The 23,692-nt window shown below is 71.9% G+C and carries 22 protein-coding genes and 1 tRNA gene; 8 read left to right on the top strand and 15 right to left on the bottom strand.

All coding sequences use genetic code 11. The features are described from left to right. Positions 1-43: 43 nt before the first annotated feature. The 8 genes from D7D94_RS05385 to D7D94_RS05350 form a co-directional block, all read right to left on the bottom strand. Positions 44-544, bottom strand: coding sequence for a heme-degrading domain-containing protein (locus D7D94_RS05385; protein WP_156241650.1), 501 nt, complete (start codon positions 542-544; stop codon positions 44-46). 71 nt (positions 545-615) lie between these two features. Next, on the bottom strand, positions 616-1,791 hold the full coding sequence (locus D7D94_RS05380) for a glycosyl hydrolase (RefSeq protein WP_156241649.1): 1,176 nt from the start codon (positions 1,789-1,791) through the stop codon (positions 616-618). Between the two features lie 65 nt (positions 1,792-1,856). Continuing rightward, positions 1,857-2,564, bottom strand: a complete 708-nt coding sequence (locus tag D7D94_RS05375; RefSeq protein ID WP_156241648.1) for a hypothetical protein — start codon at positions 2,562-2,564, stop codon at positions 1,857-1,859. Between the two features lie 56 nt (positions 2,565-2,620). After that, the gene (locus D7D94_RS05370) at positions 2,621-3,928 is read right to left on the bottom strand and encodes a sensor histidine kinase (RefSeq protein ID WP_156241647.1); all 1,308 of its coding nucleotides are present in this window, start codon (positions 3,926-3,928) and stop codon (positions 2,621-2,623) included. Further along, positions 3,918-4,595, bottom strand: coding sequence for a response regulator transcription factor (locus tag D7D94_RS05365; RefSeq protein ID WP_156241646.1), 678 nt, complete (start codon positions 4,593-4,595; stop codon positions 3,918-3,920). Before D7D94_RS05365 ends, D7D94_RS05370 begins: the two co-directional genes overlap by 11 nt. 47 nt (positions 4,596-4,642) lie before the next feature. Further along, complete coding sequence (locus D7D94_RS05360) at positions 4,643-5,470, bottom strand: aldo/keto reductase (RefSeq protein ID WP_156241645.1); 828 nt, start codon at positions 5,468-5,470, stop codon at positions 4,643-4,645. Between the two features lie 29 nt (positions 5,471-5,499). Further along, positions 5,500-6,042 carry a hypothetical protein gene (locus D7D94_RS05355; protein WP_156241644.1) on the bottom strand — a complete coding sequence of 181 codons (543 nt, stop codon included), beginning with the start codon at positions 6,040-6,042 and terminating at the stop codon, positions 5,500-5,502. Next, positions 6,039-6,878 carry an inositol monophosphatase family protein gene (locus D7D94_RS05350; protein ID WP_156241643.1) on the bottom strand — a complete coding sequence of 280 codons (840 nt, stop codon included), beginning with the start codon at positions 6,876-6,878 and terminating at the stop codon, positions 6,039-6,041. The genes D7D94_RS05355 and D7D94_RS05350 overlap by 4 nt, the downstream gene beginning before the upstream one ends. A 170-nt stretch (positions 6,879-7,048) precedes the next feature. Between D7D94_RS05350 and D7D94_RS05345 the strand changes: the two genes are divergently transcribed. Further along, a tRNA-Lys gene (locus D7D94_RS05345) sits at positions 7,049-7,121 on the top strand. A 47-nt stretch (positions 7,122-7,168) separates the two neighbouring features. Here D7D94_RS05345 and D7D94_RS05340 read toward each other — a convergent pair. The 3 genes from D7D94_RS05340 to D7D94_RS05330 form a co-directional block, all read right to left on the bottom strand. Next, the gene (locus tag D7D94_RS05340; protein WP_156241642.1) at positions 7,169-7,831 is read right to left on the bottom strand and encodes a phosphoribosyltransferase; all 663 of its coding nucleotides are present in this window, start codon (positions 7,829-7,831) and stop codon (positions 7,169-7,171) included. A 539-nt stretch (positions 7,832-8,370) separates the two neighbouring features. Further along, entirely contained in the window at positions 8,371-9,744 is a 1,374-nt protein-coding gene (locus D7D94_RS05335) for a cryptochrome/photolyase family protein (RefSeq protein WP_156241641.1), read from the bottom strand. 62 nt (positions 9,745-9,806) lie between these two features. Continuing rightward, entirely contained in the window at positions 9,807-10,595 is a 789-nt protein-coding gene (locus D7D94_RS05330; protein WP_156241640.1) for an aminotransferase class IV, read from the bottom strand. A 40-nt stretch (positions 10,596-10,635) separates the two neighbouring features. Between D7D94_RS05330 and D7D94_RS14345 the strand changes: the two genes are divergently transcribed. Both D7D94_RS14345 and D7D94_RS05325 read left to right on the top strand, forming a co-directional pair. Continuing rightward, positions 10,636-11,232, top strand: a complete 597-nt coding sequence (locus D7D94_RS14345) for an anthranilate synthase component II (RefSeq protein WP_216648692.1) — start codon at positions 10,636-10,638, stop codon at positions 11,230-11,232. Then, entirely contained in the window at positions 11,229-12,656 is a 1,428-nt protein-coding gene (locus D7D94_RS05325) for an anthranilate synthase component I family protein (RefSeq protein WP_216648691.1), read from the top strand. The genes D7D94_RS14345 and D7D94_RS05325 overlap by 4 nt, the downstream gene beginning before the upstream one ends. On the opposite strand, the gene D7D94_RS05320 is transcribed toward D7D94_RS05325, so the two are convergent. The 3 genes from D7D94_RS05320 to D7D94_RS05310 are packed head-to-tail and all read right to left on the bottom strand — an operon-like array spanning position 12,641 to position 15,040. Then, entirely contained in the window at positions 12,641-13,285 is a 645-nt protein-coding gene (locus tag D7D94_RS05320; protein ID WP_156241639.1) for a GntR family transcriptional regulator, read from the bottom strand. The genes D7D94_RS05325 and D7D94_RS05320 overlap by 16 nt on opposite strands. A gap of 58 nt (positions 13,286-13,343) precedes the next feature. Beyond that, the gene (locus tag D7D94_RS05315) at positions 13,344-14,582 is read right to left on the bottom strand and encodes an MFS transporter (RefSeq protein ID WP_156241638.1); all 1,239 of its coding nucleotides are present in this window, start codon (positions 14,580-14,582) and stop codon (positions 13,344-13,346) included. Beyond that, the gene (locus tag D7D94_RS05310) at positions 14,579-15,040 is read right to left on the bottom strand and encodes a MarR family winged helix-turn-helix transcriptional regulator (protein ID WP_156241637.1); all 462 of its coding nucleotides are present in this window, start codon (positions 15,038-15,040) and stop codon (positions 14,579-14,581) included. The genes D7D94_RS05315 and D7D94_RS05310 overlap by 4 nt, the downstream gene beginning before the upstream one ends. A gap of 241 nt (positions 15,041-15,281) precedes the next feature. Between D7D94_RS05310 and D7D94_RS05305 the strand changes: the two genes are divergently transcribed. Beyond that, on the top strand, positions 15,282-17,213 hold the full coding sequence (locus tag D7D94_RS05305; protein ID WP_156241636.1) for an HNH endonuclease signature motif containing protein: 1,932 nt from the start codon (positions 15,282-15,284) through the stop codon (positions 17,211-17,213). Between the two features lie 159 nt (positions 17,214-17,372). Here the strand turns inward: D7D94_RS05305 and D7D94_RS05300 are convergent, their stop codons facing one another. Continuing rightward, complete coding sequence (locus D7D94_RS05300) at positions 17,373-17,666, bottom strand: hypothetical protein (RefSeq protein ID WP_246171881.1); 294 nt, start codon at positions 17,664-17,666, stop codon at positions 17,373-17,375. Positions 17,667-17,847: 181 nt separating this feature from the next. On the opposite strand from D7D94_RS05300, the gene D7D94_RS05295 reads away from it, so the two are divergent. The 4 genes from D7D94_RS05295 to D7D94_RS05280 all read left to right on the top strand — a co-directional run bounded on the left by D7D94_RS05295 (position 17,848) and on the right by D7D94_RS05280 (position 23,692). Continuing rightward, the gene (locus D7D94_RS05295; protein WP_156241635.1) at positions 17,848-19,266 is read left to right on the top strand and encodes an alpha,alpha-trehalose-phosphate synthase (UDP-forming); all 1,419 of its coding nucleotides are present in this window, start codon (positions 17,848-17,850) and stop codon (positions 19,264-19,266) included. Then, positions 19,263-20,054 carry a trehalose-phosphatase gene (gene otsB, locus D7D94_RS05290; RefSeq protein WP_343032147.1) on the top strand — a complete coding sequence of 264 codons (792 nt, stop codon included), beginning with the start codon at positions 19,263-19,265 and terminating at the stop codon, positions 20,052-20,054. Before D7D94_RS05295 ends, otsB begins: the two co-directional genes overlap by 4 nt. Before the next feature lie 76 nt (positions 20,055-20,130). Further along, positions 20,131-21,825 carry a dihydroxy-acid dehydratase gene (ilvD, locus tag D7D94_RS05285; protein WP_156241634.1) on the top strand — a complete coding sequence of 565 codons (1,695 nt, stop codon included), beginning with the start codon at positions 20,131-20,133 and terminating at the stop codon, positions 21,823-21,825. A 61-nt stretch (positions 21,826-21,886) separates the two neighbouring features. After that, positions 21,887-23,692, top strand: a complete 1,806-nt coding sequence (locus D7D94_RS05280) for an acetolactate synthase large subunit (RefSeq protein ID WP_156241633.1) — start codon at positions 21,887-21,889, stop codon at positions 23,690-23,692.

Here is a 23,692-nt window from a genome sequence, read left to right as displayed (position 1 = left end):
GCACGTCGTTGCAACGTAGCAGTCCGTGACGCGCCGCGGCCGCTCAGCCGCGGCGCTCGCGGTGCGCGCGCAGGGCCTCGACGACGAGGGCGTGGTCGTCGTGCATCTCGAGCCCGCTCACACCCGCCGCTCCGACGAGCGATCCGCGCACGCGAATGGGGAACGCGCCACCCGCCGCCGCGTACACGGTCGGGTCGAGGGCGGAGTCGGCGGCGAACGAGCCGCCGCCCCGCTCGTACTGCGCCTTCACGGCGAGCGAGGCGTGGCCGAAGTGACGCACCGTGCGGAACTTCCGCTCGAGCCAGGCGTCGTTGACGGCGGCGGCGCCATCCGTCGCGGCGTGGAACGCGCGGTGCTCGCCGAGGACGACGGCGAAGCCCACGCCGTAGCCGCGCTCGCGCGCGGCGTCACGCAGCCAGGAGCCGACAGCCCACGCGTCGTCGACGCCGAAGGAGTCGAAGTCCAGCTCGGCCTCCTCCTCGGCGATGCGCTGCGCGAGCGCTTCGCCGTCGAGCTTCCGATAGGACTCGCCGGTCGCGAACATGGTGCCTCCTCGAACTGCGGGTGGACCGCTCCATCTATGTCAGTACAAAGTAGCAGTCCGTTCAGTGGTCCTCACCTGCAACCGTCGCCACCGCCCCCGAACGACACCCACTCCGGCACGTCCGCGCGGAACAGCCTCCGCTCCTCCTCGTCGGCGAGCGCGGCCCAGTGCACGATCGCATCGGCCTCCGGCTCGAAGCGTTCCCACTCGAACCAGTTGACGAGCCGCAGCAGCGGGAAGTCCTGGCGCGTCTCCTCCGAGAAGACCTGCTCCCGCCAGACGCGACGGATCTCCTGCCCGGCCTCGTCGTCGTCGCCGGTCACGAGAGCGGCGGTGCTCGGGATGGCCAGGGGCCGGTTCCTCCGCTCGGCGTACTCCCTGTAGAAGTCGGGCACTGCGGTCTCGTCGCCCGCGAGACCGTCGTAGGCGCCGGTCAGCTGCGCGGCGAACTTGTCGGCCTCGGGGGTCTCGTTCTCGCCCCAAGGGTAGCTCGAGCCCCAGTGCGTGAGCGAGATGCCGACCCAGTCGACGGCCTCGTCGCCGGGGTAGTACGGCGCATAGGGGTCGTCGGCGTCGGTGACCGCGCCGTCGCCGTCGGTGTCGAGCGCGCTGGCCTGCGCCGAGTCCGGCGCGTAGGAGTAGGCGCGCCCGGGGAACGGGTAGCCGCCGCCGTAGTTCGGCGCCCACATCATCGCCGCGCCGGGAACGTCGGCGTGCACCGCCGTCGCGACCCGCCGGAACGCCGTGACGTACGCCTCGGGCTGCTGCCCCCAGGGATACCACGACCCGTTCATCTCGTGTCCGAAGCGCACGAGCACGGGCACCCCGAGCTCGGTGACGTCGACGAGCGTCTCGACGAGGTCCGACACCGCTTCGTCGGTCACGGCCGTCAGTCCGTCCGAGGGCTCCAGCGTCAGCAGCTGCGCCGCGCCCGCGTCGGCCGCCTGCTTCGCCGCATCGAGGACGTGCGCGCGATCCTCCTCCCGCCAGGGGATCGGCGCGTAGGAGACGACGTCCGCAGGGTGCTCGCCGAGGAGATCGGCGTACTCGGCGACGGTCTGCTCCTCCCAGTCGAGGTCGACGCCGAAGGCGACCCCGTCCGCCGCCGAGAGCGCGTCGACCGCGCAGGCCGCGCGCTCCCGCAGCTCCTCGGCGGACGGCCCGGTCGCGCACGATGTCAGCGACGTCGCGAGGAGGGCGGCCAGGGCGAGCGCCGCGCCCGCGGGTCGTCGCGCGGGTGGGAGCATGCGCCCAGGATATCGATCCGGATGGCCGCGCCCGTCGCCCGGCGCGCGTCGTGGGCTCCCCGCACTCAGTCGTCGGTGTCGCGGTCGACGACCGCGAATGCCTCGTCGAAGGTGAGCTCGACCGTGCGGGAGTCCGCGTCCACCACGGTGACCTCGTACGGGCTCGCGTCGTCGTCGCTGCTCATCTCGACCACGCGCCCCGCGGTGTCGGCGGTCGCGGCGGTGAAGAGCGCCTCGATGGTCTCCGCGTCGAGCACGTGCGCGGGGGCCCGGTCGTCGGCGTCGGCCGTCTCCGTCCCGATGACCTCGGCGGCGCCGTCCGAGGCGACCCGGACTTCCGTCTCGTCACCGCCATCCGTCTCGAGCTGCACCTCCCAGGCACCGCCGCCTTCCGCGTCGAGACTCACCGCGTCGCCGTCGGCGACGCCGGTCGCGGCGGAGACGAGGTCGACGAGGGCCGCCGCCGAGTCGGCGCCGACCGTTCGGGCATCGCCGGAAGCGGCGTCGCCCGTGCCCTCGTCGCCCGCGACACCGCCGGCGGCGTCGCCGTCGTTCATCTCGTCGTCGTTCCTCTCGCCGTCGCGCTCGGCGCTGCGCTCGCCGCGGTCGTCATCGTCGTCGGAGAGGGCCGCGCCGATCGCGGCTCCGCCGCCGGCTAGGAGCACGGCGGCGAGCGTTGCCCCGCCGACGAGCAGACCTCGACGTCGCTTCACGGGGGCGGATGGCGCGGGCTGGTCGGCGGGGGACTGGGGGATCGTGTCGTTGTCGCTCATGTTCCGATGGTCTCGAAGAGACGCTGAAGCGGGTCTGAAGCGACCTGAAGGCGTCTTCAGGGATGCGAGGGCAGGGTCACGACGAAGCGCGCGCCGCCCCAGCGGGAGTCGTCGATGCGCACATCGCCGTCCATCGCGTCGACGATGCCGCGGACGATGGCGAGCCCGAGCCCGCTGCCGCCGGCATCACGAGAGCGGGCCGCGTCCAAGCGCACGAAGCGCTCGAAGACCCGCTCGCGCTCGTCGACGGGAACCCCCTCGCCGTCGTCCTCCACCGTGATGATGACCTGCCCCCGCCGCTCAGCGACGCCGATCGCGATGCGGGAGCGGGCATGGCGGGAGGCGTTGTCGGCGAGGTTTCTCAGGAGCTGTCCCACGAGCCGGGCGCTGCCGCGCACGCGCGCGGCCCCGATCCCGGCGCCGTCGACCGAGCATCCGGCCGTGCGCAGCCGCGACACCTCCGCGAGGGCGATGTCGTCGACGTCCACCGCCTCGACGGCGTCCGCGGCGCCCTCGCCGAGACGAGCGAGGAGGAGGAGCGCGTCGACGATGCCCTGCAGGCGCAGTCCCTCGTCGTGCACGACCTCGGCCAGCTCCTCGGTCGACGTCGTCTCCGGGTGCAGCTGAGCCAGCTCGGCGTGCTGTCGCAGGGTCGCGAGCGGCGAGCGGAGCTCATGGGAGGCATCGGACACGAACCGGCGCTGCGCGCGGGCCGCGTCGTCGAGGCGGTCGAGCATGCCGTTCATCGTGGCGGCCAGAGCGGCGATCTCGTCGCCGGTCGCGGGAACGGGCACCCGCCGGTCGAGGTGCTCCGCGGTGATGCCGTCGACCTCGCGGCGGATCAGCGCGACGGGGCGCAGCGCACGGCCGGTCACGAGCCACGTCGTCAGCGCTACGAGCGCCAGCAGCAGGGGGACGGCGACCGCGAGGAGCGCGGCGACGGTGTTCAGCGTCTCCTGCTCGTCCTCGAGCGGAGCCGCCACGAGCAGGGCGTCGCCCTCGTCGAGCTCCTCGGAGACGACGAGCGCGGGCTCCCCGTCGACGTCGAGCGTCCGCGAGTCGTCGTCGACGGGCAGGGGCGTGCGGCCGGCCTCCTCCGACGCGGCGCGCAGGGATCCGTCCTCCGCGACCACCTGCACGATCTCGTCCTCGATCTGCGCGACCGCACCCGCGCCATCCGCCTCGACGAGCGCGACCAGCTGCTCGGCGCGCGACTCGGTCGAACGCTCCACGGCGCCGAGGACGCTGCCGCGCAGCACGCCGAAGAACGCCGCCGCGCCCAGCACCAGTGCCAGGCCGACGACGATGGCCGCGCCGGCCGTCGTGCGGGCGCGCACCGACCATCCGCGCCGCTCACCCGCCATGCGCGGCCAATCGGTAGCCCACGCCGCGGATCGTCTCGATCGCCGCACGTCCGAACGGCTTGTCGACCTTCCGGCGCAGGTGGCCGACGTACACCTCGACGATGTTCGGGTCGCCCTCGAAGTCATCGTCCCAGACGCCGGCGATGAGCTCGCGCTTGGAGACGACGTCGCCGCGGTGCCGCATGAGGTGCTCCAGCACCGCGAACTCGCGCGCGGTCACGGCGATCTCGTCGTCGCCGCGCCAGACACGATGCGCGCGCGGATCGACCCGCAGATCGCCCGCCTCGAGGACGACGGGGCGCTCCGCGGCGCCCCGCCGGATGAGCGCGCGCAGCCGGGCCACGAGCACGACGAACGAGAACGGCTTGGTGACGTAGTCGTCGGCCCCGGTCTCCAGCGCCTCGACCTGGTCCCACTCGCCGTCCTTTGCCGTGAGCATGAGCACGGGAGTCCAGTTCTCCTCGGCGCGCAGCGTCTCGCACACCTTCCAGCCGCTCATGCCGGGCATCATGAGGTCGAGCACGATGGCGTCGTAGCGCGTCTCGCGCGCCCGCCAGAGCCCGTCGACGCCGTCATGCGCGACGTCGACGGCGAACCCTTCGGCCTCGAGGCCGCGGCGGATGCCCTCCGCGAGCCGGACCTCGTCGTCGACCACGAGTACGCGCATGGTGTCAGTGTGGCGTGACGGGGCTGAAGCGCGCCTGAAGCGCGCGGTCAGTCGAGCGACGGGTCGCGACCGGTGCGCGCGCCCGATTCGAGGGCGGCGATCGCCGCGAGGTCGTCGTCGTCGAGCTCGAACCCGAAGACGTCGATATTCGCGCGGATGCGGGAGGGGGTGACCGACTTCGGGATCACGACGGTGCCCTGCTGCAGGTGCCAGCGGATGACGACCTGCGCGGGCGCGACGCCGTGCTTCGCGGCGAGGATGGCCAGGGCCGGGTCGTCGAGGAGCCGCCCGCGGGCGAGCGGCGACCAGGCCTCGGTCACGATGTCGTGGGCCCGGTGGTATGCGCGCAGCTCGCGCTGAGGGAGCAGCGGGTGCAGCTCCACCTGGTTCACGACCGGCGCGATCTCGGTCTCCGCCCGCAGGCGCTCGAGGTGCTCGACGGCGAAGTTGGAGACGCCGATGGAGCGCGCGCGGCCCTCGCTGCGGATGCGCTCGAGCGCGCGATACGTCTCCACGTACCGGTCGCGCGAGGGGATGGGCCAGTGCACGAGGTAGAGATCCACCTCGTCGAGGCCGAGACGGTCGAGGCTCGCGTCGAACGCCCGTAGCGTCTCGTCGAACCCGTGGTCGTCGTTCCACACCTTCGTCGTGACGAAGACGTCGTCGCGTGCGACGCCGCTCGTGCGGATGCCCTCGCCGACGCCGCGCTCGTTGCCGTAGAGGGCGGCGGTGTCGACGTGCCGATAGCCCGCGTCCAGCGCGACGCGCACGCATTCGGCGGCATCGCCATCCGGGATCTTGTACACGCCGAGCCCGAGCTGCGGGATGGCGCGCCCGTCGGAGAGGGGGATGCGCGGCACCGTGGGAGTCGTCATGCGTCCACTCTGCCGCAGGTTCGGCGGCTTCAGCCCTGCCAGGTGATGACGTCGAGCCCGCTCTTCGTGTCGGAGAGCGCGACCCAGCCGTCGCCGAAGGCGTACGTCATGCCGTAGCCCTCGTCATCCGCCCACTCCGCCGACGGCGAGCTCTCGGTGAGGTAGACGACGCCGTCGCCCTCCTCGCGCCGCCAGCCCTGCTCGACGAGGAAGTCCTCCTCCTTCGTCGCGGCGTCGGCGCCGATCGGCGCCCAGCCGTACATCTGGACGACGTCGGTCGCCTCGACCTCGAAGTCGCCCCACGTGCAGCTCACGCCGCCCGGCACCTCGTGGGGGCCGATGTAGAACGGGTCGGTCCTGGCGGTCCAGCCGAGATCCTCGAACTGCGCGACGAGGGCCGGGGCGATGATCGTCTCGCACGTCGGCGGCAGTCCGGACCCCCCGCCGTCGTCGCCGGTGTCGGCGTCGGAGCCCGGTGCCGTCGCCGTGCAGCCGGCGAGCAGGGTGGCGGCCAGCAGCGCCGTCGCGGACGCGAGCGCCAGACGAGAGGATCGACCGCCGCGCGGGATCATGGCGCGGCCAGCGGGGGAGCGGAGGACAGCAGCTCGAGGAACGCGTCGTGGAGCACGCCGTTGGTCGCGAGCGCGGATCCCTCGGCCACGCTCGGCGCGCCCGTGAACGACGTCATGCGTCCGCCCGCCTCGGTGACGATGGCGGCGGCGGCGGCGAGGTCGTACTCCTTGACGTCGAACTCGGCGACGAACTCCAGGCGGCCCTCGGCGAGCAGCATGTACGACCAGATGTCGCCATACGCGCGGTCGCGCCAGACGCGGCGAGAGAGCGCGACGAGCGCGTCGAGGTGACCCGCGCCATCCCACTGGGCGATGCTCTGGAAGCTCACGCTCGCGTCGTCGAGGTCGTCGACCTCGGAGACGCGGATCGGGCGCGGGTCGCCGCCGTCGACGCTCGTCCAGGCGCCGAGGCCCTCGGCCGCCCACCAGCGGCGGCGCATCGCGGGGGAGCTCACCACGCCGAGGCGCGGGTAGCCGGCGATGTCGAGCGCGATCATCGTGCCCCACGCGGGCACGCCGCGGAGGAAGTTCGCGGTGCCGTCGATCGGGTCGATGATCCAGCGGCGCGGGGCCTCGTCGGTGCGGCCGAACTCCTCGCCGAAGATGCCGTCCTCGGGGCGCTCGGCGGTGATCAGCTCGCGGATGGCCCGCTCGGCGGCGAGATCGGCGTCGGTCACGTGGGTGCGATCGGCCTTGCGCGACACCTGCAGGTCGGCTGCGTCGAACCGCGGCAGCGTCTGCGCGTCGGCGGCGTCGGCCAGGCGCAGCGCGAGCGCGAGGTCGTCGGCGAGCCCATCGAGGGCGGGCGCGGCGGGCGTCGACGAGACGGTGTTCACCCCCTCAGGATATCGGCGCGGCGCACCGCCCTCAGGCCACCGCGACGCACGGCGAAACGGTGCGGCGGGGTTCCGGCGCGCCCGGGATACAGGGTCGATTCGCGCCGACCCCCGGACGCTGGTAATGTCGTTCCTCGGTTCGAGGGAATGAAATTCCACCGGATCGGAACGCACCTCTAGCTCAATCGGCAGAGCAACTGACTCTTAATCAGTGGGTTCTGGGTTCAAGTCCCAGGGGGTGCACGGATCAGCCTCGGTCACTCTCGCCAGTGACCGGGGCTTTTTCGCGTCTACGAGGAGGTCGGCCCCTCGCGCTCCCACGCCTCGGACAGCAGGGCCCGCACCTCGTCGTCGCCGGTCTGGTCGAAGCGCTCGTACGCGGAGCCGACCGCCCAGAGACCCGGCGCGTCCCACACGCAGACGACCTCATCCGCGTCCTGCCGCAGCACGCGGGCGGCCGCGCCCAGGGCGACCGGCACCGCGACGACCAACTCGGCCGGATCCTCGCGCCGGGCGGCGGCGACCGCGGCACGCATGGTGGCTCCGGTCGCGAGGCCGTCGTCCACGAGCAGCACCGACCGGCCGGCGATGCGCACCGGCGGGCGCGCGCCGCGGTAGGTGCGCTGCCGGCGCCGCAGCTCGGCCTCCTCGGCCGCGCGCACGGCGCCCATCGCGCGCGGGTCGGCGATGGCGGGGTTCTCCACCGCCTCGACGATGTCGCCGATGCCCGCGATGGCGCCCATGGCGACCTCCGGCTGCGCCGGATGGCCGAGCTTGCGCGCGACGAGCACGTCGAGTTCCGCGGACAGGGCGCGGGCGACTTCCGCTGCGACGGGGACACCGCCGCGGGGGAGCGCGAGGACCAGGAGATCGGCGCGCCACGAGCGCTCGCGGAGGGCGGCTGCCAGCTCCCTCCCGGCGGTCCGGCGGTCGCGAAATCGCTCTCTCGACATCCTCGATCCACTCCCTCCGCGGGTCCGCGCCGGGCATCTGCGCGGCGGAAGAATGCCACTCGAAGCCCTCGGGTGCAAGGGGTGAAGTGCGGGGTTAATTCGCGCACATCCTCCACCTGAGAGCCAGCCGAGCGTTTTTACTGGATCCCAGGTGAGGAACCGCACCACGACGTGGGGGCCGCGCTTCGTTCATTCGAAGCACGGAATCGTCGTGTGCGGACTGGGGCCTCACCCACAAGGAGAGCACGATGCCTTTCATCCGCTACGACGTGTGCGCAGGTGCGGGGGACTCGGGACGACCGGCGAGCCAGACGATGCTCGGCGACGGACCTGGATTCCTGCCCAGCGCCCACACTCCGTTCGCGCGAGATGCGGAACCTCGAGGCGCGGCAGCGCGCCGCAGCGTGGCCGCCTGAGCGAGGCGACGCGGAGAGCAGCCCGCCCTCTGGGGATGGCGGGTCGCCCATACCGCGTCACGCGACATCCATGCCGGGCGTCAGTCCGGCGGGCATGAGCGGGGTAGGGCTCCGGAAGGAGTCCTACCCCGCTTCCGTCTCCCCGCCCGAGCGCGGATGCTGCTTCACCGTCTCGTAGGCGTCGAGAGCCGCTCGGCGCGACGCCTTCAGATCGACGATCGGCATCGGGCCGAGCCCGTCGGCGTGGTCGGGAGCCCACCGCCGCACGTAGAGGCGCTGCGGGTCGAACTTCTGCGCCTGCAGCTCGGGGTTGAACACGCGGAAGAACGGCGCGGCGTCGGCACCGGAGCCCGCCACCCACTGCCAGTTGAAGGAATTGCTCGCGGCGTCCGCGTCGACGAGCGTGTCCCAGAACCACTCCTCGCCGTGCCGCCAGTCGATGAGGAGGTTCTTCACGAGGAACGATGCCACGACCATCCGCACCCGGTTGTGCATCGTCCCCGTGTGCCACAGCTCCCGCATGCCCGCGTCGACGAGCGCGAATCCGGTCCGCCCGCGCCGCCATGCTTCGAGGGCGACGGGATCGAGCGGCGGCCAGGGGAACGCGTCGAAGCGGCGATCGAGGTTCGCCGTGGCGAGATCCGGATGGTGGTAGAGCGTGTGCCAGGCGAACTCGCGCCAGCCGAGCTCGGAGAGGAACGCGCCCGCGTCCGCGCCGGACGCCAGCGCGCGGTGCCAGACCTCGTGCGGGCTCAGCTCGCCCCACCGCAGATGCGGTGAGAGCAGGGACGTCGCCCCGCCCGCCGGCTCATCCCGGGCGCGCTCGTAGTCGCGCACGTCGTCGTCGAGAAACGCCTGCAGCCGTTCGCGCGCGGCCGGCTCGCCCGGGCGCCAGGTCTCGCGGAGGCCAGCCGCCCAGTCCGGCGCGGTCGGCAGCAGCTCCCAGTCATCCAGGCGGTCGGATGCGGGCGCGATCTCGGGGCCACGCAGCGCCTCGGGCGCGGGGAGCGGAGCGCGCGGTGCGGGCATCGCCTGGCAGGCGCGCCAGAACGGGGTGAACACCGCGTACGGCGTGCCGCCGCCGGTCCGGATGGTCCAGGGCTCGAACAGCAGGGAGGCCGCGAAGGATCCGGCCTCGACCCCGGACGCCCGAAGCTCGCTCTTCACGCCCGCGTCGATCTCGCGCTCGGGCCCGCCGTAGCGGCGGTTCCACACCACCGCGCGAGCGTCCAGCTCGCGCACGAGCGACGGGATGACCTCCGCCGCCGCCCCGCGCCGCAGGACGAGCGGCGCACCCCGCGCGGCCATCCGCTCGCCGAGCGACGCCAGCGAGTGGTGCAGCCACCAGCGGGCGGCGCCGCCGAGGGGGCGCACGCCCGGGGACTCCTCGTCCAGCACGTACACGCCGACGACGGGCTCGTCGCGCGCGGCGGCCGCGTGCAGCGCGGGATGGTCGGCGATGCGGAGGTCGTCGCGGAACCAGACGATCGTGGTCACCGCGTCACGGTACCCCGACGGCGTCTGCGACGCTCGGTGGTTGACCGCGGCTCGCGGCTCTCCTATCGTCGCGCGGCGAGTGCCTCGAGGGGGATGGCCCGGTACGCCCGTTCGAGCTCGGCGAGGGCCGGATGGTCGGGATCGAACGCGACGTCGTCGATCGCGGAGATCGCCCGCACGCCGAAGCCCGCGTTCGTCGCGAACGCCGCGCACATCCCGGCGAGATCGTCGCGCGTCACGGGAGCGCGCGTGCCGGCAGCCGTCCGCGCGAGCAGCTCGGCGGTCACGCCGGCGAGCGCCTCCGCCTCGGGCCAGACGATGCGCCCGTCCGCCGCGAACCCGAGGTTCCAGGTCGGTCCCTCGGAGAGTCGGCCACGGTCATCCGCGAAGACCGCATCGTCCCAGCCCGCACGCTGCGCCTCCGCGCGCGCATGCAGTGCGCCGAAGAGGCCCGTGTGCTTCACGGCGGGCAGGTCGCGCATGAATGCGGCTGTCTGCACGCGCAGAGCGGATGGCCGGGGGCCGGTGGCGGGGCGAGGGGTCACGAGAACGCGGGGCCGCGATGGCGCTCCCGGCGCACCGAGCGCGGTCTCGGTGTCGAAGACGGTCACCCGCACCAGCACCGGCTCCGGCTCGTCGGCGATCGCGCGGCTCACCAGGTCGCGCACGCGGTCGCGATCGAGATCCGCGTCGAACACGGTGCGGCAGTCGCGCGCGAGCCGGTCGAGGTGGAGGGACAGCCCCCGCACGCCGCCGTGCTCGACGCGCATGGTCGTGAAGTGGCCGAAGCCGAGGAGCGCGAGCTGCTGCAGATCGGTCGCCGGAGCGGGGGCGCCGTCGAGCTGCTGCATGCGCTCAGTCTCCCACCCGCCGTGCCGCACAATGGTCTCGATGACGAAGGGACACGCGAGCGGTCGGCGAGTGCTCCTCGTCGACAACCACGACTCCTACACGGGCAACCTGCTGCAGCAGATCTGGGTCGCGACGGGGGTCGAGCCGCTCCTCGCGCAGAGCGACGAGCTGGACCTCGGCGTGCTCGCCTCGTGCTCGCACGTCGTGCTCGGACCCGGCCCCGGGACGCCGCACCGCGCGGTCGATGCGGGCCGCGGGTTCGAGGTGCTCGCGCGCGCCGACGTGCCCGTGCTCGGCGTGTGCTTCGGGTTCCAGCTCATGGCGGTCGCCCTCGGCGGCAGCGTGACGCGCGCGCCGCGCCCCGCCCACGGGATGGTCGACGTCGTCGAGCACGCGACGTCGCCGCTCTTCGACGGCGTCCCCGAGCGCTTCGAGGCGGTGCGCTATCACTCGCTCGCGGTGGCCGAGCCCGCGCCCGACGCGCTGCGCATCACCGCGCGGTCGAGCGACGGCCTCATCATGGCGGGGGAGTGCGCGGAGCGCGGCTGGTTCGGCGTGCAGTTCCATCCGGAGTCCATCGGGACGGGCGAGGGCGGCCGGATCGTGGAGAACTTCCTCGAGCGGACGACGTCGTGAGGGGCCCGGGTGCCTGGCAGGCGTGGAGCGTCGCGCTGCCCCTCGAGGTCGCGCCCGACGCGCTCTTCGCCCACCTCTACGGGGAGGACGGCGGCAGCGCCGTCTGGCTGGACAGCGCGCAGCAGGCGTACGGGATGGGCCGGTGGTCGATCATGGGAGCGCCCGCCACCGCGCATGATCACGTCCTCGAATTCTGGGCCGCCGAGGGCCGCCTGCGCATCGACGGCGTCGATGCCGGAGACAGCGGGGATCTGTGGACGGTGCTGGGCGAACGTCTCGACGCCAACCCCGTCGACGCGCCCGATGGGCTGCCGTTCGCGGGCGGATACGTCGGCGCGGTCGGCTATGGCGTGAAGACGATCGGCGCGCGCTCGGCGGGGGTGGCGCCCGACGCGCAGCTCGTGCACCTCAGCCGGTTCGTCGCGCTCGATCACGTCGACGGGGTCGTGCACGTCGTCGGGGTCGGGCCGGCTGACGAGGAGGACGACGCCCGCGCGTGGCTGGCGGCGACGGCGGATCGGATCGGGACAGTTCGCCCGCTGGGCGAGCTGCCCTCGGTCCTCGATGCCGGCCCGGCCCGCGCCTCCGTCACCCCGGATCGCTATCGACGCGACCTCGCGGCCATCCGCTCGTGGCTGCTCGCCGGGGACTCGTACGAGGCCTGCTACACGTACGCCCTCGACGCGCCCGCGACCGAGGCGCCCTTCACGACGTACCGGCGCCTGCGTCGCGCCAACCCCGCGCCCTACGCGGCGTATCTGCGGCTGCCGGGCCGGGCCATCCTGTCGTGCTCGCCGGAGCGCTACCTGCGCGTCACGAGCGCCGGATGGGCGGAGACGAAGCCCATCAAGGGCACCGCTCGGCGGAGCCCCGACGCCGCGGCCGACGCCGCGGCGGCTGCCGCGCTCGCCGCGGACCCGAAGACCCGCAGCGAGAACCTCATGATCGTCGACCTGCTGCGGAACGACCTCGGGCGTGTGTGCGCTCCTGGCACGGTCACGGTGCCGCAGCTCATGGCGGTGGAGAGCTATGCGACGGTCCATCAGCTCGTGACGTCGGTGCGGGGTCGACTGCGTCCGCGCCCGGCGGCGGCGGTGCACGCCGCGGGCGCGCTGTTCCCGCCCGGCTCAATGACGGGAGCGCCCAAGCAGCGCACGGTGGAGCTGCTCGACGCGCGGGAGGCGGAGCCCCGCGGGGTCTACTCGGGCGTCATCGGGGCGTTCTCACGCTGCGGCGCGGTCGACCTGTCGGTGGTCATCCGCACCGCGGTCGTCGCCGACGGCGTCGCGCGCATCGGAACCGGGGGTGCGATCACGATCGACAGCGACCCGGAGGACGAGCTCGACGAGACCGTGGTCAAGGCGTCGGCGCTGCTCGCGGCGTTCGGCGCGAGGCACCCGCTGGAGGCTCAGAGCGAGGCGTAGATCGCGTGGATCTCGCGGATGATCCGCTCCACCGCGTCGGCGTCCCGCTTCTCGACCGCCGGCCGCAGGCGACGATAGGCCTCGCGGATCTCCGCGACCCGCGACTCGGTGACCTCGTCGGCGGCGTGCATGGCCCGCGCGAGCGCGAGGTTGATGTCGCGCGTGGCCAGCTGCAGGTGCCGGCTGCGGGACTGCGCGATCAGGTGCAGGTAGAAGGCGTCGAGGCGCCGGCGCTGCTCGGCCGGGTCGATCTCCTCGGCGAGCAGGGCGTCGAGGAGGGCGAGCGTCTCGGCCAGCTCGGCATCGGACATCCGCTCCGTGGCGAGCCGCCCGGCCCATCCGGCCTGATTGCCGGCGTACTCGAACGCGTCGCGCATCAGCTCGCGGTTGACCTCGGTGACGCGGGTGTAGCGGCTCGCCACCATCTCGATCAGCCCGATGCGCTCGAGATGCAGGAGAGCCTCGCGCACGGGCATGCGCGAGACTCCCAGACGCGAGGCGATCTCCTCGTCCTTGATCTGCGTTCCCGGCGCGAGCTCGCCCGCGATGATCGCCGCGGCCATCCGCTCGAAGACGAGCTCGCTGAGGCGCGCGGGGGAGGGGGCGTGAAGAGGGGCGAAGCCGCTCATCGCGATACCGGTTGAACGGGCATGTTCGCAGTGTACGGCCCCCGCCCCCGCGGCGCCATCAGTCCGCGTCGCCGAGGAGGACGGCTTCGGCTTCGGTCACCGCTGACTCGTGCGCGCCGTCGGCGCGGGCGAGCAGTCGGCGCCCGGAGAAGACGATCACGGCGGCGATGAGCGCGGCGACCGCTCCGAAGACGTAGGGCGCGGTGTCGCCCCAGCTCTCGGCGAGGATCGCGGCGATCGGCGGGGCCGCCGCGCCGCCGAGGAAGCGCACGCCGGAGTACGACGACGAGGCGATCGAGCGCGGCACATCCGTGGCGTCCATGACCGTCTCGGTGAGGATCGTGTTCATGAATCCGTAGAGCAGGCCGCCCACGACGATGCAGGTCACGAGCGTCGGCTTGCTGTGCACGAGGAGGCCTGCGACGACGAGGTCGATCGCGATGAGCGGCAGGACGATCGCGATCGCCGTGGTGCGCTTGACGAAGCGCAGGAGGAGCGGGGCGCCCCAGATCGATGTGATCGCGAGACCGAGGCCCCAGCCGAAGAAGGTGAAGCCGATGCCGAGCGCGGAGAACTCGAGCGGGAAGGGCGAGTAGGCCAGCAAGACGAAGAACGAGATGTTGTAGAACACGGCCGCGACCGCCAGCAGCCCGAGTGCCGGGTTGCCGAGGGCGCGGAAGGCGGCGGTGAGGCGCACGGGTGCGGGACGCTCGGCGTCTGCCGGCGTCTTCAGCAGCACGGAGATCGCGATGATGGCCACGGCCATGAGCACGGCGACGCCGAAGAACGGCGCCCGCCAGGTCATCTCGCCGAGCAGGCCGCCCACGAGCGGGCCGACGGCGAGACCGAGACCGAGTGCGGCCTCGTAGAGCATGATGGCGTTCGCGCTGCCGCCTGCCGCGGCGCCCACGATCGTCGCGAGGGCGGTGGAGATGAACAGGGCGTTGCCGAGGCCCCAGCCCGCGCGGAAGCCGATGACCATGTCGACCGATCCGCTGATCGCGCAGAGGAACGCGAACACCAGGATGAAGGACAGCCCGATGAGGAGCGTCCGCTTGGCGCCGATCCGGCTGGAGATGAAGCTCGTGAAGAGCATCATCAGCCCCGTGATGACGAGGTAGCTCGTGAACAGCAGCTCGCTCTCCGCGGGCGTCGCGTGGAGCTGGTCGGCGATGGCCGGGAGGATCGGGTCCACGAGGCCGATGCCCATGAACGCGACGACGCTCGCGAACGCCACCGCCCATACCTGCATCGGCTGCTGCCACAGCGACGCCTTCTTTTGTTCTCCGGAGCTCATCGTGCCGAGCTCTCCTCTCTGCTGGTCTTCGGTGTCGTGAGATCAGGCGCCGTGCGCCGGGTGAGCAGCGCGGCCGTCGTGCGGATGGCCTCCCACTCGTTCGCATCGAGATCCGCGAAACGGGGGAGGAGTGCGTCGACGAGCTGCACGCGCCAGGCCGCGTAGGCCTCGCGCCCCCGCTCGGTGGCGGCCACGCGCACGGCGCGCGAGTCGTCGGGGTCGCCGATGCGCTCGACGAGCCCGGCCTGCGCCATGGTGCCGATCAGACGCGTCGCCCCGGGCTGGGTGATGCGGCTGAGCTGCGCGAGCTCGCCGATCCGCAGCGGGCCGCTGTCGCGCAGGATGGCGAGGGTGCGCCACTGCGCGGCCGGCGCCTCGTTGCGGGTCTCGAGCGCGGCGACGCGGGTGAGCGCGTGCGCCGCGACGATGATGCTCTCGAGGTCTCGGGCGTGATCCATCCCTCCATCATACCGCGGTTATATAACGTGGGTATGTGGTTCGAGGCATCGATGTCGCACGGCAGGAAGAGTTTAGTTTGATGCTGAATTTGATGCGCCTCGCGTGCGCGCGCGCCATCTCACAGTCCTCGTCGTCTGCACAGTTTGCCTGCAGCGGTGTGTCTCGGGCGGGTTTTCCACACCTGATCGATATTCGAACGTGGATCCGAGGAATGTCGGTGGTCGATTCTATCGTGGAGGCATGGTCAAAGACGCCAGCCCGGTCACGCGGACTGCTTCCACCGTCCCGGTGGACGCGGCGGTCGCGCTGCTGGGTGGTCTCTTCTGCGGGGTGGAGGATCTGCCGGATGTGGACCTGGTGGCGGTGACGGGGCGGGTGGAGCAGCTCGGCAGGATCGTCGACGCGCTCCGTGTACGGGCGGCAGGGGAGGTCACGCGCCGCTCGCGGCGGGGGTTGGAGCATCCGCTGTCGGAGGGGCTGGGGTGCCGCACGGGCCGGGAGGTGCTGGAGCGGGTGACGGGCGTGCCGGGGGCGACGCTGTCGTCGCGGGCGCGGTTGGATGAGGGGACTCGGGAGAGGGAGTCCGCGACGGGACTTCCGTTGCCGGCGGAGCGTCCGGTGCTCGCGGCGGCTCTCGCGGGTGGGCGGATCGGGGTGGAGCCGGCGGCGCTGCTGGTGAAGGCGTTCGATGCGGCGTCGAAGGCGCTGCCGGCCGAGGAGCGGCACAAGGTCGATGCGATGGAGGCGCACCTGGTCGGCATCGCCACCGGCACGATCCGCTCCGACCTCGACGACGCCACCGTCCCGGATGGTCTCGCCGGGCTCCTCGACCCGAAGACCGATACTGCCGACGCCGATGCGGCGGGCGGTGGTGTTGACGCGGGTGGGGTGGTGCCGCCGCCGTGGAGTGTGGTGAAGGCGCACGCGGATGCGTGGGTGGATGTGCTCACGGCGGACGGGTTCGATCCGGACCATGAGCACGACAAGGCGTTCCGGGCACGGGGTCTGACGGTCACGGAGCTCCCGAATGGGAACTTCCGGGTGAACGGGGTCCTCGTTCCCGAAGCCGGAGCCCTCCTCCAGATCCTCCTCGCCGCGCACACCAATCCCGCCCGCGGCGTCACCTTCACCGGCCCCGACGGCGCAGACGGCCCGGACGACTCTGCCGGCGCAGACGGCGCGTCAGCTGAGGGGGCCGCTTCGACAGAGTGCGCGGACGCAGACGCTGACGGTGCCTCGGAAGACGAAGAAGGAGCGAGCGGGTCCACGGGCGCGGACCTCGGGGGCGGGTTCCTGGACGGGGTGGATCCGGAGGATCAGGGCACGAAACCGTGGCAGGCGGCGGAGATCGTCCACGACCCCCGCACCGCGACGCAGAAGCGCCACGACGCGCTCATGGCGATGCTGCAGGCGGCCTCCCGCGCCGCAGAGACCCCGACCCTCGGCGGCGCCGCCCCGACCGTGATGATCCACGTCACCGACACCGACCTCGCCACCACCCACCCCGACACCGACCCGACCGACGAGTCCGCATGCGACGGCTTATCAGGATGGGACGGGTCTCCAGGGTGGGACGGGTCTCCAGGGTGGGACGACTCTCCAGAGTGGGACGACTCTCCAGGGTCGGGGAACGACCATCCTCCGAGCTCCGGGCCGCCACCGACCTCGCCTTCGCCGGCTGCGCCGCCACCCTGGTCACCCTCGCGGCGACGCCGGTCCGGGATCGCGCACCTCGACGGCACCTCCCGGGCGGTGCCGGCATCGGTCGCTCGGCGGATCGGGTGCAGCGGCGACATCCTCCGGGCCGCGTTCAGCCCCACCGGGAGGATCCTGTCCCTGACCAGTGTGCAGCGCATCTTCACCGCCACCCAGCGGAAGGCGATCGTCGCCCGAGACGGTGGGTGCATCATCCCCGGGTGCACGATCCCCGCCGCCTGGTGCGAGATCCACCACGTCCAAGACCACGCCCTCGGCGGCGCCACCCACACCGACAACGGGGTCCTGCTGTGCTGGTGGCATCACCATCACCTGGAGCACTCGGGGTGGGACATCCAGATGCGAAACGGCACCCCCTACATCGCCGCCCCGAACTGGATCGACCGACACCACCGCTACCGGCCCGCACCCACCTCCACCACCCGACTCCACACGAAGATCCGCGGCAGGCAGTAGAAGGTCATGAATCGTCATGCACCAGGCGTCGGCGGGATACGCCTCGAGACCCGCTCACGTCGCTGAGGTGGGTCGTCAGGGTGTCCGATCGAAACGGCAGGCGCCTCGAGCGCACGCCATCCGCTCTGCTTCTTCGCGCTTCGGCTTCCTCGCGCGCTTCTACTTCTTCGCGCGCTTCTGCTTCTTGTCGAGCTTCTGCTTCTTGCCCGGCTTCGGCGTTCCCGCGTACTTGTACTCCTTGCCCGCGATGGGGGAGTCCTCCGGCACCGCACCGCCGTGGGAGGCGGTGCGGATATCGCGCGCCTCGCCGATCGCCAGCAGGAGCGTGATGGCCCAGCTGATCCACGCGAGCCCCACCCGCCACGTGAACCGCTTGTGGTTGGCGCCCTTGAGCAGCGAGTATCCGCTCGTGATCGCTCCGAAGAGGCCGGTTCCCATGAGGTACTTGCGCATGGCACCACGGTAGCGCCGCCGCGGCTGTGGCGACGGCGGCGACACCGGGGGTTGTGCCCGCGGGTGCCGCCTGCTAACGCGCGGAGCGTGTCGCGCCGACGGCGCTTTCGGGCACCGGTCGTGCCCCGGGCGTGCGCCGCCGCCGTGGCTAGACTGACCCGGCACACATTGAAGGAGCGGCATGCCCAAAGCGGACCTCGTCGTCGTAGCCAACCGCCTTCCGGTGGATCGGATCCAGGATGAGAGCGGACAGCCCGCCTGGCGTCGCTCTCCCGGCGGTCTCGTCACCGCCCTCGAGCAGGTGATGCAGAAGGTCGACGGCGCCTGGGTCGGATGGGCTGGGAAGCCCGGACTCCAGGTCGACCCCTTCGACTTCGACGGCACGCACCTCGTGCCCGTCGAGCTCAGCGAGGAGGAGCTCGAGGACTACTACGAGGGCTTCGCGAACGGCACGATCTGGCCGCTGTACCACGACGTCATCGCGACGCCCGTGTATAAGCGGCGCTGGTGGGACGCCTACGTGCGCGTGAACCGCCGGTTCGCGGAGGCCGCCGCCGAGGTCGTGGACGAAGGCGGCTTCGTGTGGGTGCAGGACTACCAGCTGCAGCTCGTGCCGCAGATGCTGCGCGAGCTCCGCCCCGACGTCATCATCGGCTACTTCCATCACATCCCGTTCCCGGCCTACGGGCTCTACGCGCAGCTGCCCTGGCGGCGGCAGGTCGTCGAGGGTCTCCTCGGCGCCGACGTCATCGGCTTCCAGCGCGCGGCCGACGCCGGCAACTTCCAGCGCTCCGTGCGCCGGATCCTCCGCTACGGCACGAAGCGGGAGAGCATCACCATCCCGCAGCCGGACGGCACGGCGCGCACGGCGATCGCCAAGCCGTACCCGATCTCCATCGACGCGCAGTCGTTCATCGAGCTCGCGCAGGATCCGGCCATCCGGGCTCGCGCCGTGGAGATCCGCGAGCAGCTGGGCAACCCGTCGAAGATCCTCCTCGGCGTCGACCGGCTCGACTACACCAAGGGCATCCGTCATCGCCTCAAGGCCTTCGGCGAGCTGCTCGACGACGGCCGCGTCGAGGTGGGTGACGTCACGCTCGTCCAGGTGGCGAGCCCCAGTCGGCCCGGCGTCGAGGCGTACCAGGAGCTGCGCGATGAGATCGAGCTCACGGTCGGGCGCATCAACGGCGACTACGACACCATCCATCACACCGCCATCCGCTACCTCCACCAGGGATTCCCGCGGGAGGAGATGGTCGCGCTCTACCTCGCGGCCGACGTCATGCTCGTCACCGCCCTGCGGGACGGCATGAACCTCGTCGCCAAGGAGTACGTCGCCGTGCACGCCGACAATCGCGGCGTGCTCGTGCTCAGCGAGTTCACCGGTGCAGCCGACGAGCTCACCAGCGCCCTCCTCATCAATCCGCACGACATCGGCGGCATGAAGGACACCATCATGCGCGCGATCGAGATGCCGGCTGCGGAGCAGTCGCGCCGGATGCGCAGCATGCGGCGCCGCGTGCTGGAGAACGACGTCGAGCGCTGGGGGCGTCGCTTCCTCGCCGACCTCGAGACGTTCCGGGACTCGCGGCGGCGATGAGCATGCAGGGACAGCACGACCCCGTCGCCGACGCGGCCCTCACCGCCGTCGCCACGACCCCGCGGCTGCTCGTCGCGCTCGACTTCGACGGCACGCTCGCGCCGCTCGTCGACGAGCCGTTGACGGCCCGCGCGTTGCCGGAGGCGCGCCGCGCGGTGGCCGAGCTCGCCGCGCTGCCCGACACGGTCGTCGCATTCGTCTCGGGCCGCTCGCTCGCCGACCTGCGGGTGATCGCCGAGCACGACGACGCGTCGCCGATCTGGCTCGCCGGGTCGCACGGGGCCGAGCACTGGCGGCCTTCGTCGGCCCCGGCACGGCGCGGCGACGAGAGCGCGGCGGATGGCGATGCCGCGTCGATCGTCGACGCTGCGGAGGCGATCGTGGCCGACCTCGCCGGCGCCTGGATCGAGCGCAAGGCGTTCGGCTTCGCCCTGCACACGCGCCTCGCCGACGACGAGAGCACCGCGCGCGCCCAGGAGGGCGTCGACGCTCTCGTCGCCGCGCGCGCTCCGGGATGGCGGCGGCGCACCGGACGCGACATCGTCGAGTTCGCGTGGCGGCACGAGGGCAAGGACTCGGCGGTCGCCGAGCTTCGTGAGGCGACCGGCGCCACCGCCGTGCTGTTCGCGGGCGACGACGTCACCGATGAGGATGCGCTGCGCTCGCTCGGCGCGGGCGATCTCGGCGTGCGCGTGGGGGAGGGTGAGACCGCCGCGACCGTGCGTGTTCCCGACGCTCCCGCCCTCGCCGCACTGCTCACCGAGATCGCGCGTCGCCGCGCATCCTGACAGCCCCGCCGCGGCGGCGCCGATCCAGGTGCTCAGCGCGTCGAGGGGCGCCGACGGCGGGGAATAGACTGCCTGCGTGAGCGAGATCGACATCAAACCGCGCAGTCGCGTCGTGACCGACGGCATCGAGGCCACCACGTCGCGCGGGATGCTCCGCGCGGTCGGAATGGGTGACGCGGACTGGGACAAGCCGCAGATCGGCATCGCGTCGAGCTGGAACGAGATCACCCCCTGCAACCTGTCGCTGGATCGTCTGGCGCAGGGCGCGAAGGAGGGCGTGCATTCCGGCGGCGGGTACCCGCTGCAGTTCGGCACCATCTCGGTCTCCGACGGCATCTCCATGGGCCACGAGGGCATGCACTTCTCGCTCGTCAGCCGCGAGGTCATCGCCGACAGCGTCGAGACCGTCATCATGGCCGAGCGCCTCGACGGCACCGTGCTGCTGGCGGGATGCGACAAGTCCATCCCCGGCATGCTCATGGCGAGCGCGCGCCTGGGGCTCTCCAGCGTCTTCCTCTACGCCGGATCGATCGCGCCGGGCTGGGTCAAGCTCTCCGACGGCTCCGAGAAGGACATCACGATCATCGACTCCTTCGAGGCCGTGGGCGCCTGCCGCGCCGGGCTCATGTCGGAGGAGGACCTCAAGCGCATCGAGTGCGCGTTCGCGCCGGGCGAGGGCGCGTGCGGCGGCATGTACACGGCCAACACCATGGCGTCGGTGGCCGAGGCCCTCGGGCTGAGCCTTCCGGGCTCCGCCGCGCCGCCGTCGGCCGACCGCCGTCGCGACTACTTCGCGCACCGCTCGGGCGAGGCCGTCGTCAACCTGCTCAAGCAGGGGATCACGACCAAGGACATCCTGACGAAGGAGTCGTTCGAGAACGCGATCGCCCTGGCCATGGCGCTCGGCGGCTCGACCAACGTCGTGCTGCACCTGCTCGCCATCGCGCGCGAGGCGCAGGTGGAGCTGAACCTCCACGACTTCAACCGCATCGGCGACCGCGTGCCGCACGTGGCCGACATGAAGCCGTTCGGCAAGTACGTCATGAACGACGTCGACCGTCACGGCGGCATCCCCGTCATCATGAAGGCCATGCTCGACGAGGGCCTGCTCCACGGCGACGCGCTCACGGTCACGGGCAAGACGGTCGCGGAGAACCTGCGCGACCTCGATCCGGACCCCCTCGACGGCGAGGTCGTGCACCGCTTCGACGACCCGATCCACGCCACGGGCGGGCTGACCATCCTGCACGGCTCGTTCGCGCCGGAGGGGGCCGTCGTGAAGACCGCCGGCTTCGACGCGTCGGTGTTCGAGGGGCCCGCGCGGGTCTTCGAGCGCGAGCGCGGCGCGATGGACGCACTCGCGAACGGCGAGATCAGCGCGGGCGACGTGGTGGTCATCCGCTACGAAGGGCCCAAGGGCGGCCCCGGCATGCGCGAGATGCTGGCGATCACGGCGGCCATCAAGGGCGCTGGGCTCGGCAAGGATGTACTACTCTTGACGGACGGTCGATTCTCAGGCGGCACAACCGGGCTGTGCATCGGCCATATCGCACCAGAGGCAGTGGACGCAGGTCCTATCGCCTTCGTGCGCGATGGTGATCTGATCAGGGTCGATATCGCGGCTCGCACTCTCGACCTACTCGTCGATGAAGCAGAGCTGAGCTCCCGCCGTGCCGGCTGGGAGCCCCTGCCCCCGCGCTACACCCGAGGCGTTCTGGCCAAGTACTCCAAGCTCGTGCGCTCCGCCGCGGAAGGCGCGACGACCGGCTGAGCCGGCCCGCGCATCGCGGCGTCCACGGATCATCCCCACCCCCAAGCGAGGAAGCATCATCATGCCTGCCGAAACCGCATCGGCCGTTCCCCGGCCACCCGCTCGCACCACCGCGCAAGCGCCCGTGCTCACGGGCGCTGAGGCGGTCGTCCGCACCCTCGAGCTGCTGGGTGTCACGGATGTCTTCGGACTGCCGGGCGGGGCCATCCTGCCCGTGTACGACCCGCTGATGTCGGCCACGAAGCTGCGCCACATCCTCGTCCGTCACGAGCAGGGCGCCGGCCACGCGGCCGAGGGCTACGCCGCGGCCAGCGGCAAGGTCGGCGTCGCGATCGCGACGAGCGGCCCCGGTGCCACGAACCTCGTCACCGCGATCGCCGACGCCTACATGGACTCGATGCCGGTCCTCGCGATCACCGGCCAGGTGTTCTCGACGCTGATGGGCACGGACGCCTTCCAGGAGGCCGACATCGTGGGCATCACGATGCCGATCACCAAGCACTCGTTCCTCGTGAAGGACGCCTCGGAGATCCCCGGTGCGATCGCCGCAGCCTACGAGATCGCGTCCACCGGCCGTCCGGGCCCCGTGCTCGTCGACATCACCAAGGACGCGCAGCAGGCCGAGGCGCCGTTCGTGTGGCCGCCCCGCTACGACCTGCCCGGCTACCGCCCGGTCACCAAGGCGCACGGCAAGCAGATCCAGGCGGCCGTCGCGCTGATGGCCGAAGCACGCAAGCCCGTGCTGTACGTGGGCGGCGGCGTCATCCGCGGCAACGCGGCGGCCGAGCTGAAGACGTTCGCCGAGGCGACCGGCGCTCCCGTGGTCACCACGCTCATGGCGCGTGGCGCATTCCCCGACTCCCACCCGCAGCACCTCGGCATGCCCGGCATGCACGGTGCGGTTCCGGCCGTGCTCGCGCTGCAGGAGAGCGACCTCATCGTCTCCCTCGGCGCGCGCTTCGACGACCGCGTGACCGGGAAGGCCGCGCTGTTCGCGCCGCACGCCAAGGTCGTGCACGTGGACATCGACCCCGCGGAGATCTCGAAGATCCGCACGGCCGACGTGCCGATCGTGGGCGACCTCAAGGAGGTCCTCGTCGACCTCGACACCGCGTTCCGCTCGGTGGCGACGCCGGACACGCCCGACTACGACGAGTGGTGGGCCTACCTCCGCGGCCTGCAGGACCAGTACCCGCTGGGATTCGCGCCGACGACCGACGGACACCTCGCCCCGCAGGCGATCATCCAGCGCATCGGCGAGCTGACCGGACCGGAGGCCGTGTACGCCTCGGGCGTGGGCCAGCACCAGATGTGGTCGGCGCAGTTCATCAAGTACGAGCGTCCGAACTCCTGGCTGAACTCCGGCGGCGCCGGCACCATGGGCTACTCGGTGCCCGCCGCGATGGGCGCCAAGGTCGCCGAGCCCGACCGGGTGGTGTGGGCGATCGACGGCGACGGCTGCTTCCAGATGACGAACCAGGAGCTCGCCACGTGCGCGCTCAACAACATCCCGATCAAGGTCGCCATCATCAACAACTCGTCGCTCGGCATGGTGCGCCAGTGGCAGACGCTGTTCTACGACGGTCGCTACTCGAACACCGACCTGCAGACGGGGCACGACACCGTCCGCATCCCCGACTTCGTGAAGCTCGCCGAGGCGTACGGCTGCCTCGCGATCCGCGTGGAGCGGGAGGACGAGGTGGACGACGCCATCCGTCTCGCGCTGGAGACGAACGACCGCCCCGTCGTCATCGACTTCGTCGTGAGCGCCGACGCCATGGTGTGGCCGATGGTCCCGCAGGGCGTCAGCAACAGCTACATCCAGTACGCGCGCGACCACTCGCCCGCCTTCTCCGAGGAGGACTGA

This window comes from Microbacterium oryzae, assembly GCF_009735645.1.
In the GTDB taxonomy this organism is placed as follows: domain Bacteria; phylum Actinomycetota; class Actinomycetes; order Actinomycetales; family Microbacteriaceae; genus Microbacterium; species Microbacterium oryzae.
Note: the sequence above shows the minus strand (reverse complement) of the source record. Positions and strands in the feature narration are given on the sequence as shown.

Coding starts and splice junctions, on each gene's coding strand:
- D7D94_RS05385 (WP_156241650.1), bottom strand. CDS start 544: ATGTTCGCGACCGGCGAGTCCTATCGGAAGCTCGACGGCGAAGCGCTC.
- D7D94_RS05380 (WP_156241649.1), bottom strand. CDS start 1,791: ATGCTCCCACCCGCGCGACGACCCGCGGGCGCGGCGCTCGCCCTGGCC.
- D7D94_RS05375 (WP_156241648.1), bottom strand. CDS start 2,564: ATGAGCGACAACGACACGATCCCCCAGTCCCCCGCCGACCAGCCCGCG.
- D7D94_RS05370 (WP_156241647.1), bottom strand. CDS start 3,928: ATGGCGGGTGAGCGGCGCGGATGGTCGGTGCGCGCCCGCACGACGGCC.
- D7D94_RS05365 (WP_156241646.1), bottom strand. CDS start 4,595: ATGCGCGTACTCGTGGTCGACGACGAGGTCCGGCTCGCGGAGGGCATC.
- D7D94_RS05360 (WP_156241645.1), bottom strand. CDS start 5,470: ATGACGACTCCCACGGTGCCGCGCATCCCCCTCTCCGACGGGCGCGCC.
- D7D94_RS05355 (WP_156241644.1), bottom strand. CDS start 6,042: ATGATCCCGCGCGGCGGTCGATCCTCTCGTCTGGCGCTCGCGTCCGCG.
- D7D94_RS05340 (WP_156241642.1), bottom strand. CDS start 7,831: ATGTCGAGAGAGCGATTTCGCGACCGCCGGACCGCCGGGAGGGAGCTG.
- D7D94_RS05330 (WP_156241640.1), bottom strand. CDS start 10,595: ATGCAGCAGCTCGACGGCGCCCCCGCTCCGGCGACCGATCTGCAGCAG.
- D7D94_RS14345 (WP_216648692.1), top strand. CDS start 10,636: ATGACGAAGGGACACGCGAGCGGTCGGCGAGTGCTCCTCGTCGACAAC.
- D7D94_RS05320 (WP_156241639.1), bottom strand. CDS start 13,285: ATGAGCGGCTTCGCCCCTCTTCACGCCCCCTCCCCCGCGCGCCTCAGC.
- D7D94_RS05315 (WP_156241638.1), bottom strand. CDS start 14,582: ATGAGCTCCGGAGAACAAAAGAAGGCGTCGCTGTGGCAGCAGCCGATG.
- D7D94_RS05310 (WP_156241637.1), bottom strand. CDS start 15,040: ATGGATCACGCCCGAGACCTCGAGAGCATCATCGTCGCGGCGCACGCG.
- D7D94_RS05305 (WP_156241636.1), top strand. CDS start 15,282: ATGGTCAAAGACGCCAGCCCGGTCACGCGGACTGCTTCCACCGTCCCG.
- D7D94_RS05300 (WP_246171881.1), bottom strand. CDS start 17,666: ATGCGCAAGTACCTCATGGGAACCGGCCTCTTCGGAGCGATCACGAGC.
- D7D94_RS05295 (WP_156241635.1), top strand. CDS start 17,848: ATGCCCAAAGCGGACCTCGTCGTCGTAGCCAACCGCCTTCCGGTGGAT.
- otsB (WP_343032147.1), top strand. CDS start 19,263: ATGAGCATGCAGGGACAGCACGACCCCGTCGCCGACGCGGCCCTCACC.
- D7D94_RS05280 (WP_156241633.1), top strand. CDS start 21,887: ATGCCTGCCGAAACCGCATCGGCCGTTCCCCGGCCACCCGCTCGCACC.